Origin of the sequence: Novosphingobium hassiacum (assembly GCF_014196055.1) — a bacterium.
In the GTDB taxonomy this organism is placed as follows: domain Bacteria; phylum Pseudomonadota; class Alphaproteobacteria; order Sphingomonadales; family Sphingomonadaceae; genus Novosphingobium; species Novosphingobium hassiacum.
In genome coordinates, this window is the sequence record NZ_JACICY010000030.1 from 1 (window position 1) to 10,570 (window position 10,570).

11 protein-coding genes and 1 pseudogene are annotated in these 10,570 nt (G+C 56.7%); 8 read left to right on the forward strand and 4 right to left on the reverse strand.

Annotation, left to right across the window (positions count from 1 at the left end):
- From GGQ88_RS21850 to GGQ88_RS21860, 3 genes and pseudogenes are all read right to left on the reverse strand, one after another.
- Positions 1-197 (reverse strand): annotated as a pseudogene (locus tag GGQ88_RS21850) (hypothetical protein); the annotation flags it as partial.
- Complete coding sequence (locus GGQ88_RS21855) at positions 194-319, reverse strand: hypothetical protein (RefSeq protein ID WP_425490476.1); 126 nt, start codon at positions 317-319, stop codon at positions 194-196. The pseudogene GGQ88_RS21850 and the gene GGQ88_RS21855, both read right to left, overlap by 4 nt.
- Positions 319-507 carry a hypothetical protein gene (locus GGQ88_RS21860; protein WP_183615286.1) on the reverse strand — a complete coding sequence of 63 codons (189 nt, stop codon included), beginning with the start codon at positions 505-507 and terminating at the stop codon, positions 319-321. The genes GGQ88_RS21855 and GGQ88_RS21860 overlap by 1 nt, the downstream gene beginning before the upstream one ends.
- A 211-nt stretch (positions 508-718) precedes the next feature.
- Here GGQ88_RS21860 and GGQ88_RS20505 point away from each other — a divergent pair, with 211 nt between their 5' ends.
- From GGQ88_RS20505 to GGQ88_RS20535, 7 genes are all read left to right on the forward strand, one after another.
- The gene (locus GGQ88_RS20505) at positions 719-955 is read left to right on the forward strand and encodes a hypothetical protein (protein ID WP_183615287.1); all 237 of its coding nucleotides are present in this window, start codon (positions 719-721) and stop codon (positions 953-955) included.
- 339 nt (positions 956-1,294) lie between these two features.
- The gene (locus GGQ88_RS20510; protein ID WP_183615288.1) at positions 1,295-3,502 is read left to right on the forward strand and encodes a TonB-dependent receptor; all 2,208 of its coding nucleotides are present in this window, start codon (positions 1,295-1,297) and stop codon (positions 3,500-3,502) included.
- Positions 3,503-3,585: 83 nt separating this feature from the next.
- Positions 3,586-4,947, forward strand: coding sequence for an aromatic ring-hydroxylating dioxygenase subunit alpha (locus GGQ88_RS20515; protein WP_183615289.1), 1,362 nt, complete (start codon positions 3,586-3,588; stop codon positions 4,945-4,947).
- A 31-nt stretch (positions 4,948-4,978) separates the two neighbouring features.
- A complete protein-coding gene (locus GGQ88_RS20520) occupies positions 4,979-5,521 on the forward strand; it encodes an aromatic-ring-hydroxylating dioxygenase subunit beta (protein ID WP_183615290.1) in 543 nt (180 codons plus the stop codon).
- An 81-nt stretch (positions 5,522-5,602) separates the two neighbouring features.
- Positions 5,603-6,418 carry a 3-(cis-5,6-dihydroxycyclohexa-1,3-dien-1-yl)propanoate dehydrogenase gene (gene hcaB, locus GGQ88_RS20525; RefSeq protein WP_183615291.1) on the forward strand — a complete coding sequence of 272 codons (816 nt, stop codon included), beginning with the start codon at positions 5,603-5,605 and terminating at the stop codon, positions 6,416-6,418.
- A gap of 76 nt (positions 6,419-6,494) precedes the next feature.
- On the forward strand, positions 6,495-7,466 hold the full coding sequence (locus tag GGQ88_RS20530; protein WP_343057312.1) for a dihydrodipicolinate synthase family protein: 972 nt from the start codon (positions 6,495-6,497) through the stop codon (positions 7,464-7,466).
- A gap of 122 nt (positions 7,467-7,588) precedes the next feature.
- Positions 7,589-8,092 carry a DsbA family protein gene (locus GGQ88_RS20535; protein WP_183615293.1) on the forward strand — a complete coding sequence of 168 codons (504 nt, stop codon included), beginning with the start codon at positions 7,589-7,591 and terminating at the stop codon, positions 8,090-8,092.
- 44 nt (positions 8,093-8,136) lie between these two features.
- Here GGQ88_RS20535 and GGQ88_RS20540 read toward each other — a convergent pair whose 3' ends face one another.
- Complete coding sequence (locus GGQ88_RS20540) at positions 8,137-8,553, reverse strand: MarR family winged helix-turn-helix transcriptional regulator (protein ID WP_183615294.1); 417 nt, start codon at positions 8,551-8,553, stop codon at positions 8,137-8,139.
- 298 nt (positions 8,554-8,851) lie between these two features.
- On the opposite strand from GGQ88_RS20540, the gene GGQ88_RS20545 reads away from it, so the two are divergent.
- On the forward strand, positions 8,852-10,357 hold the full coding sequence (locus GGQ88_RS20545; protein WP_221214808.1) for an aldehyde dehydrogenase family protein: 1,506 nt from the start codon (positions 8,852-8,854) through the stop codon (positions 10,355-10,357).
- The last annotated feature ends 213 nt before the right edge of the window (positions 10,358-10,570 follow it).

Below are 10,570 nucleotides of genomic sequence, written 5' to 3' on the forward strand. Positions count from 1 at the left end.
GGCCGATCACTCGGACCCCGTTTCAACACCATCATTCTGAGGGACAGCCACCCAATTTGGCTACTCTTGATACGCCGGCCCATTACGGCATCTAGCAACTTGCGCTGGATGAGCCTGCGGCTCGTCAGTAGCATCCGCTGTTCCAGAGCGGCCAGCGTTTTGACATGAACCGGCTTGAACAGGCCGACGCGCATCATCTGGGCATGCCGCGCGCGTCGTTGCGGTCGGATTTGTTGATCTGTTGATCCTTGAGCAACGCCTTCATGTGCCGCGTCTCCACGCACACCTTCGGCAACCCCTCTGCGACCAGCGTAGTCATCAACCACTGAGACAAGGGCCCGGCCTCAATTCCGATCCAGATGCTTCCTCGCCGATCGATGTTAGCAAAACGGCAATGTCATCGGGCTCGCTAGGCACCTTGCGCTCACAAATGACCTGACCGACCGTGTCCACCGCACACACCGACGTCTCCTTCACCGAGACATCCAGACCTACAAAATGCGTCATCGCCGTCACTCCTTCCCTCGATGCCCGAGGTCTGAGGTGCCCCCGATTCAGCTATCGCATGTGAAGGGGCTGCAAGCTCGCTCGCCATCGAAATGCAGCCGCCGCGATACACCATCTTTTGTAGCCGAAGCTGGGGATGGCGATGTCGATCTGCGGCTTGCCGTTCGCCGCTGGGCGGCCCTTGCCGAACTTCAGCGTCTAGCGCGCATCTGTGTCCTTCTGCGCCGCACGGGCGGGTTCGTCGGGCCAGATTTCGGCGGCAGTCTTGCTCCTTGATCGCGGACTTCTCCGGTTCGGTGTTGCGCTGCTTGGACGCGGCCACCAGCGTCGCATCGACGATCTGCCCGCCCATGGCGAGGTAGCCCGATCTTTGAGCTGCCGGTCGAAGTCGACGATCCTGCTCAGCTCCTCGAGCGGATCGCCGTGGGCCGACAGCCGCTTCAGGTGATCCGATAAGCCGAACAATCCCTCCTGACGCATCCGAACCTCCTCGAAGAGCCCGATTGAATCAAACTACGCCCCGACTGGCGAGAGGCTTTTGGAGGTGCCCATATTTTTGCCAGCCACGGGTGTGGCGGGCCATGACGTGGCTACCCAAATTTCAGAATGGCTATTGCCTTACCCAAAAGCGAATAGTATGCCCCGAACCAGATAGCACGACGTCTCATCATTTTTGCCCGTTCGGGATGAAGCTGAGAGGCATGGTGCGCTGCGGGACTGGCGCCATTCATTCTGCGCCGATGCGAAGCACAATGCGCCGAATTTTGGACAAAATAGGGAGGGGAGTATGCAAGTCTTCTTCAGAATGAGTTCGGTGATCCTGTTGTCAGCGGTGTCGATGCCCGCGATGGCACAGGCGAGCGCTTCGCAAGGACAGGATCAGGTTGAAGAGGCCGCGAAATCCGATCATCTCGAAGACATTGTCGTCACGGCGCAGCGTCGTTCGGAAAATCTCCAGCGGGTTCCGATCTCCATAACTGCGGTTACTGGCGAGAATCTGGTGAAGGCGGGCATTACTGATACTCAGGCGCTTGCCATCGTCACACCCGGGCTGCAGCTCAATTCGGTTCGTAGTGCGGTCGTGCCCTTTCTGCGCGGAATCGGCACCGTTAACATTACGCCCGGCGATGAGGGTGCGACAGCGGTCTATGTTGACGGCATTCTCAATCCGGTGGCCACGGCCAATGTCTTTGCGCTCAACAATGTGGAGCGGGTAGAGGTCCTGCGCGGGCCGCAGGGGACCCTGTTTGGCCGCAACACCGTTGGCGGGCTCATAAACGTTATCACGAAGGACCCGTCCGAGACTTTCGGCATGAACGCGGAAGTCGGATACGGAAACTACAATACGGTGTTTGGCAGTGCGTATGTAACAGGCGGCCTAGCCCCGGGCGTAGCCGCAGATGTCGCCGTTTACGGAACCCATCAGGGCGACGGCTGGGGCCGGAACCTGAATCTTGGCACCGATGCGAACTTCAATCGTGAATTTGCACTGCGTTCCAAGCTGGCCGTGGACCTGGGCACGAACACCACCGCGATTTTCTCAGCTGACTATAGCCATGGCGAGAGCGACATAGGCAGTTCGAGGCAACCGCTTCCAGGTGCGATTTCGACAGGAGGATTGCTGGCGGTCGGTTCCATTTACGATAATGCCGGCGAAGTGCCGCCAAGGGGTCGCAAGGAACAGTATGGCTTCAGTCTGAACCTTTCCCATGATTTCGGCTCGGCCACTCTTCGATCGATAACCGCCTATCGGCATTACAATGTCGAATCGAATCTCGACGCTGACGGAACACCGCTCAAGGTGTTTGATATAAGGGACACCCAGGTTGCCAATACATTTCAGCAGGAGCTGCTTCTGACTGGCTCGTTATCGAATTTGGACTACACCGTTGGGTTATTTTACTATCACTCCGCCGCAGGATATCATCCCATCACGTTTGCCAGTACAGTACGTGCGACAAATAACCTCATTATTGACGATGAGATGAAGACGAATTCCTTTGCGGCATTCGCTCAGGGAACATACAGCATCACACCTTCCACCCGAATTACTGCAGGCCTTCGATATACCCGCGACGAGCGGAAAATCGATGGCACGATTACGTCGCAGGCAGGGTTCCCGACGCCACCGGGACCGGGTGTCTTGCTAAGCTCTACAGCCACGCTCCCGGCCAGCGTCACGAACAGACATTTTGAAAGACTGACATGGCGCGGGGTAATTGACCAGGAACTCGGAAGCGGCATTTTTGCATATTTTTCTGCAAGCCGCGGCTTCAAGAGTGGCGTGTTCAGTACGACGACGCCTACAGCTCCAGCGGTCCAACCCGAAACGGTGGATGCCTATGAGGTGGGCCTGAAAGCCGATCTCTTCGACAAACGCCTTCGTCTCAACGTCTCCGCTTTCAAATATAACTACAAGAATATTCAGGTTACCTCCATTGGCGCTACTGGATCTCCGATTCTGCTCAACGCCGCCGCAGGGAAGTTTAGGGGCGTGGACGGCGAGATTATTTATATCGCGCCCGTATCGATCGGAAGTCTTCAGTTTAGGGCGAACTTCTCGGTGCTCGACGCAAAATATTCGAGCTTTCCTTCGGCGCTCTTCTATAATCCCGCTCCGGGTGGTGGAAATTCCTCATCCTTTGGCGATGCCTCGGGTAATGCCGCCGTACAGGCGCCCAAATTTGCATCAAGCATCAGCGTCGACTACAGTGTGCCGGTTGGTGTGCTCGGTAACTTGGGCCTGACTGCAACCTGGGCTCATAATGACGGGTTTTTCTGGGATGCCCAAAATCGTGTGAGTGAGCCGTCATTCGATGTGGTGAATGGCGAGATCTCACTGACATCGGTCGATGAGACATGGCGCATTCGCTTGTTTGGTAAGAACATTTTCGACAAGAAGCGCTACATTTTTGTGAGCATCGGGGCCAATGGTGATACTGGTGCGGCTGCATCGCCCAGAACATACGGCGTGGCGATCAGCCGGAAGTTCTAGCACAGTTGGCATGCGAAGAAGCGGACTTCGGGCGCTGGGGCATGGGGCCATATCGATATTTCTTGGGTCAGTAAGGATGGGTCATGACGGACATTTGTGATTTGATCGACAAGGACGGTGGTACGCAAAAGAGCGCGATATTCCACGATCAGGGAATATATGATCTGGAGATGGAGCGCATCTTTGCGCGGTCTTGGTTGTTTCTCACACACGAAGGCCAGATACCGAACATCGGTGACTATGTCCGCACGATGATGGGCGAGGACGAAGTCATCGTGGTTCGTCAGCGGGATGGCAGCGTGAAGGCTTTTCTCAACGCATGTCGACACCGCGGCGCGCAGGTCTGTGCAGCCGAGGCTGGCAACGCGAATATCTTTGTCTGCCCCTATCATGGCTGGGGGTATGGGATTGACGGTTCATTGCGAGCCGTTCCGCTGGAAAAAGAACTTTACAAGGGACGCCTCGACAAGTCCACGCATGGATTGCGGGTAGTGCCGCTGGTCGAGAGTTATCACGGATTCGTTTATGGCTGCTTTGATTCTACGGCGCCCAGCCTGAAGGAATATCTGGGCGAGATGGGCTGGTATCTGGATGTGTGGATGGATGCGGCCGGGGGCGCGGAACTGATCGGGCCCCCAAGTCGCTCCATATTGAATTGTAACTGGAAGGTTCCAAGCGAAAATTTCGTCGGGGATACCTATCATGTCGGCTGGACGCATGGCGCAGCATTGAAGGCATTGGGCGCAAAGCCGCACCGACTCGGCAACAGATCACTTCCCGATGGAGATACCGGGTTGCAGATTACCACGCGCCACGGGCACGGGCTGTGCGTAGGTTTTGACGGTGGGCCAGGCATGCTGGGTGCTGTCGCGCCGGACATTCTTGCTTGGCAGGCGCAAAACCGGGAAAGGATCGAAAGGAAGCTTGGGTCATTGCGCACGCGCTTTTACGGGTGCCACATCAATTCAACCATCTTTCCCAACAATTCATTCCTGTGGGGAACCAATACCTTCAAGCTGTGGCAGCCGCGAGGACCCGGGTCCATTGAAGTATTGACCTGGACAATCGTTGAAAAGGAAATGCCTGAAGACATGAAGTCGCGGATCGCCACCAGCATGAACCGCCTGTTTGGTTCGGCCGGCATGCTGGAGGCAGACGACAGCGACAATATGGAATCGATCACCCAACTCAGCCGCGGTTTTGTGACACGGCAAGGTCGCGTGATCAGCCAGATGTCGAAGGGTGACGACCGACAGGTTCCCGGCATGCCTGGAGTAGTCGGAGACTGCGCGATGGGAGAAACCGCGTATCGCGGCTTCTATCGCTTTTACCGAGAAATGCTTTTGGCCGGAAGCTGGGACGAGATCAGAGCCGGTGACTCCGTATGGAGTGACGAGCTCTTGTCACTGACGCTGCAATCTCAGTCGGTCGAACGACGGAAGTGATTGTCAGAGACTATCGAAAAGGAGGAAGCAGATGAAAAATGCTCTCGGCCAAACACAACCAAGCCCGGCTCCAGGTGTGGGTTCATTGCGCGATGAAGTAGAAGCTTTCCTCTACCGCGAAAGTCGCCTGCTCGATACGGATCGGCAACGCGAGTGGCTGGAAACCATGGTTTCCGAAAAGGTTCACTATCACGTGTTCAGCCGACAGCTCCGGTTGCGCAAGGATCGCGCTGTGTCAGGCCCCGACAACGTGGAAATCTATGACGAAGACTATGCCATGCTGGATGCGCGCGTTCGGCAAATCGAATCCGGCATGCAATGGCGTATCGATCCTCCCGAGCGCCTTCGCCATATCGTGTCAAATGTCGAGGTATTTGAATGTGATGAAGGTTTGCAAGTCTATTCCAATTGTATCGTTATCCGCAACCGGCGCCTGTATGAGGAAGACACTTACGTCTATGGGCGTGACGATATCCTCTGTCGCTGCCCGGACGGGAATCTGCGCCTGCTTCGACGAGTTATTGACTATGACCAGCGCGTTATCAGCGGCCGCAACCTGCTGTTTTTTCTGTGATTCCAAACGAATTGCAGTGAAAATTTCGCAACGGGGACAAGGGCTAGATTTGATGTGGAAATCGCTATTCCTGGAAGCCGCATGAACTGGCTGGACGACAGGGTCGCGCTAATTACTGGGGGTGGGTCTGGGCTGGGCAGTGCCTTAGTGGAACGGTTCCTTCGCGAAGGCGCCCGTGTTACAGTTCTGGAGCGTTCCGAAGACAACGCAGCAACGCTCAAAGGCGAATTCGGCAAGGAAGTCGAAATCGTTATGGGCGATGTCACGCGCTATGAAGACAACCTGAAGGCAGTAGCCCGCGCAGTCGACCGCTTCGGCAAGATCGATACCTTTATTGCGAATGCGGGGGTTTTTGACTTCTTCAAGTCTCTGATTTCGTTTCCTGGCGAAGAAATATCTTCGGCGTTCGATGAATTGTTCGCGATTAACGTCAAGGGCGGTCTGTTGGGTGCCCGCGCCGCGGTGCCAGAATTGTTGAAAACGCGCGGTAATATTATCTTTACTGTTTCGAACGCTGGATTTTACGCGGGCGGAGGCGGCCCACTCTATACCGCTTCGAAGCATGCTCTTGTGGGTGTTATCAGGCAACTCGCTCATGAGCTTGCACCGAAAATCAGGGTCAACGGGGTAGCGCCCGGCGCGATGCAAACTGGCCTGTCCGGATTGCATGCCGACGGCTCATCCGGCCGGTCATTGAAGGACAGCTTCGGGTTTTCGGAGAGAGTGGTCAGCAGTACACCTTTGCGGTTGTGTTCGACTCCCGAACAGAATTGCGCGCCTTATGTGCTGCTAGCATCAAATGAGAACAGTTCTCCCATAACTGGGACGATAATAAATACAGATGGCGGATTAGGCGTGCGCGGTTTAGCAACCGTGTGCGGTGGCGATGAATTATAATTCATAATGGTAAGTAAGATTCTTTTTGCGAAGAAAATCGGGAGGTCAATTCATGGCGAGGCGAGAGCGATTAGCGGTGGCCGATATCAAGGGAGCGTGGGCAATCCTGCCGACCCCGGCCAAGGCGAATGCGAGCGATTGGTGTGCGACCGACACCGTCGATCTCGATGAGGCCGCGCGCGCTGCCGACGGTTTGGTCCGGGCGGGTGTGGACGGCATTTTCAGTCTGGGCACCTTCGGCGAAGGTGCCACGCTCGATTGGGAGGAGAAAAAGGCCTTCATGACAGTGGTGGTTGACGCCATCGGAGGCAGGGTGCCGTTTTTTGGTGGTGCCACAAGTCTGAGCACGCGCCAGACGGTGCGAGAAATGAAGGCAGCGCTCGATATTGGCGTCGATGGTGTCATGCTCGGCGTGCCCATGTGGTGTCAGGTTGACACGCCAACTGCGGTGCAATTCTACCGCGATGTTGCCGAGGCGGTTCCCGCACTCGCGATCTCGATCTATGCCAATCCCGAGGCATTTAAGTTCGACTTTCCACGCCCGTTCTGGGGTCAAGTGGCGGAAATCCCGCAAGTCGTCTGCTCGAAATATCTGGGCATCGCCAATCTCGTCGCCGACCTTAGGCTGGTCAAAGGGCGGATCAGACTCATGGTGAACGATGTGAACTATTTCGCTGCGTCGCGCATTGACCCGGATAGTTGCACTGCATTCTGGTCGAGCGGTGCCGTATGCGGGCCGACAGTGGCGACGCGGCTGCGCGATGAGGTCGAACGCGCAAAGCGCAATGGGGACTGGGCGGTCGCCAAACATGTGACCGAGGAAATCGCAGCGACATTACGGACACTCTTCCCGCATGGTCTCTTTTCCGAATTCTCAAAGTACAACATCGGTTTGGAGAAGGCCCGGATGGATGCTGCGGGCTGGGTTAAGGCTGGCCCGATCAGGCCACCGTATCACATCGTGCCGGAGCCCTTTCTTGAAGGCGCCCGCCAATCTGGCCGCGCTTGGGCCGAGCTCGCTCAACAGTACGTTGCGGAGCGGCCATGACGGACGAAGCGCGGGAGGGACTGAAATTCTATTTCGATTTTGTCAGGCCCTACAGCTATCTCGCGCATAAGCGGCTGCTGGAATTTTGCGTCAATTACGGTCTGGATTTGGACTAGCAGATCGTGGGTCTCGCACAAATCAAGAATCTGGCGGGAAACAGCGGGCCGACCACGCGTGAAATGCCTCTGAAGCACCGTTGGGCGCGGGCAGACCTCGCCTTCTGGGCCGAAGGGTATGGAGTCCCACTCAAGCCGCCAAGCGGCTATAGCTCTGGGCGCGCTAACGCCGGTTTTGTCTTCGCGAGCGACCGCCATGTTGCGGGGCGTTACGTCGATGTCGTGTGGGACGCGATCTGGGGACAGGGTGCGGAGATGGCATCAGATGACCGTCTGTCACGAGTCGCGGAAACCATGGGCTGGGATCAAGCTGAATTCCTGGATTTCAGTGACAGCCCGACCGCGCTAGAGTGCTACGAGCGATCGACCCGGAATGCTCATCTGGCGGGCATATTCGGTGTGCCGACCACGACCTTTCGCGATGGCTTCTGGTGGGGGAACGACAGGCTGGGCTCTATGGATGAGGCACTGGCCGATTGGTCCAAGGCGACAGGTCAAGAGCCATCATGAGTAGGACGAGCTTCCCAGGCCGGTTCAGTCTCGATCAGGCTGCGCTAGAACAGTTTTTCGACATCAGAAGGATCAGTGATGGCCGACACTCGCGCGGATTCGTTGAATGCGCCGGTCAGCTTTCTAAGCAGCCGCAACAACTGCGCCTGTTCATTCTTTGTAAGGGGTTCCATCAGTCGAGTCCCCGCCTGCGCCGCCGGCTTGCGCAGTGCTGTGGCCAATACCTTGCCAGCCTCGCTCAACTCAAGGCATCGCCGACGCCGGTCCGTGCCAACGGTACGGACGACATAGCCTGCCTTCTCAAGCGACCGGATAACCATTGCGCCCGTCGATCTGTCGACGCCCAGCATGAATGCCGCCGACGCCTGGTCGATTTGCGGGAAGTTGTCGATCAAGTGGATCAAGCCAGCTTGGGTAGGTGTAACGTTCAGGCCCGCCGTTTCTTCAAGAAAAACTGACATGGATATTTGATGCGCGCGGCGAATAAGGAAGCCGGGGCGGCTGTGAAGGTCTTTAAGGGGCGAGGAAGGCATACGGTCTGTGATCCGATTGAAGCAGCTAAAGTGATGCGGGGATTACCGCCCGCTATGAGCGACACGATTAAACGAGAAATTCCGCGATGGGAATTAGCGTTCGGACAGCAGGTTCCTGACAAAGGGCATGGTGTAAAAATGTCCGAGGCTCGCCAAAAGTGTCTCACCGGGGCGCGAACGGGCGCTCGATCTCCATGCGTAACCCAGCCCGCCATGAGGATCTGATGTGACTACTACAACGATTGACAAGAATCTTGATCATCTCGCGAGGGGTATCCTGTCTCGCCCGGGCCGGTTGTTGATTGCCGGGAAATGGGTCAGCGGCGCGTCGGATGAACTTGCTGACGTCATTAATCCCGCGACGACCGATGTTATTGGGGAAGTCTCGATCGCACGGGATGTGGACGTTGATGCTGCGGTCATAGCGGCGCGCAGAGCATTCGAGGATGGCCCCTGGCCCAGGATGACGGCAGGAGAACGCGCCAGATTGATATGGAAGCTGGCGGACGCCATTGATGGACATTCCGACGAACTGGCGACGTTGGAAAGTCTCAACGGCGGAAACCCATTCGAATCCAACCGTCAATTTGACGTTAGAGTGGCCGCCGAACGCCTTCGGTACAATGCCGGCTGGACAAACAAGATCGGCGGGATGGTGCCCCTTGCACCAACACATGGCGAACTCTTTTCCTATTCGATGCGAGAACCGGTCGGCGTGGTCGGCGCGATAACACCCTGGAACGCGCCTTTAATCATGGCTGTCGGAAAGATAGCACCGGCGGTCGCCGCCGGCTGTACGATCGTCCTCAAGCCGTCGGAACTGACGCCCTTCACAGCACTGCGCCTGGGTGAGCTGGCCATGGAGGTCGGTTTTCCTGACGGCGTTATCAACATCGTTACGGGTTTCGGCGCTGACGTGGGACAGGCACTAGTAAACCATCGCGACGTAAATAAGATTTCGTTCACCGGCTCCACCCGCGTGGGCAAATCAATCTTGGCCGCCAGTGCTGACCGCCTGAAGCGAGTGACACTAGAATTGGGTGGGAAATCGCCGATCATCATTTTCCCCGACGCCGATGTGGAAGCGGCGGCGCGGGCAACTGTAGCCGGAATATTCTTCAAGTCAGGCCAGTTTTGTGCGGCAGGTACTCGCGTGTTCGCTCATCGCAAGATTTACGATCGTGTCGTTGCTGAAATGGCGCGGGTCGCCAAGTCCGTCAGGATCGGGGATCCCTTGGAGGTTGGAACGGATATGGGACCACTCATCTCCGCAGCGCAACTCGCTCGGGTGGAAGCCTATGTCGATGGCGCGCGCAAGGCGGGCGCCGAAATCGTCGCTGAAGGTGGCGATACCGTCGGCAGGGGATACTTCCACCCCGCCATGGTTCTGGGTGGCCTCAAGGTGGATGCAAGCGCCATGCAGGAGGAAATTTTCGGGCCAGTCTTATGTGTGTCGGCGTTCGATGACGATGGCGGCCTTGATGAAGTGATCAAGCTGGCGAACGCCTCTGATTACGGACTGGCCGCCTATCTCTGGACGCGCGACGTTTCCGTGGTTCACCGGATGGCGCGCAGCATTCGGGCCGGTTCCATCAGCGTAAACGGAGCGCGCGGCGCTGGAAATGAAGGCTTGCCTTTCGGGGGCTACAATCAGTCTGGTATCGGTCGCGAAGGCGGGAGCCTTGGAGTCGAGGGGCACACTGAAATCAAGACAGTCAACATCGCAATATGAGTGAGTAACGAGGCTACCTCTGATGGTGTCCCAGTGCGTGGTGTGGCTGAGGGTTGAGGTGGTCACCGTGATTTCCGGATAGGTTTGGGTTGCAACACTCGAACCTGACGGAACGAACCATGGACTTGTAACGGTTTTGCGCCGGTCACCTGAGCGTTTTAAGCTCGCAGCAGGAGATCGACGAGATGATCAAGCATACTGAAGAGTTCAAGC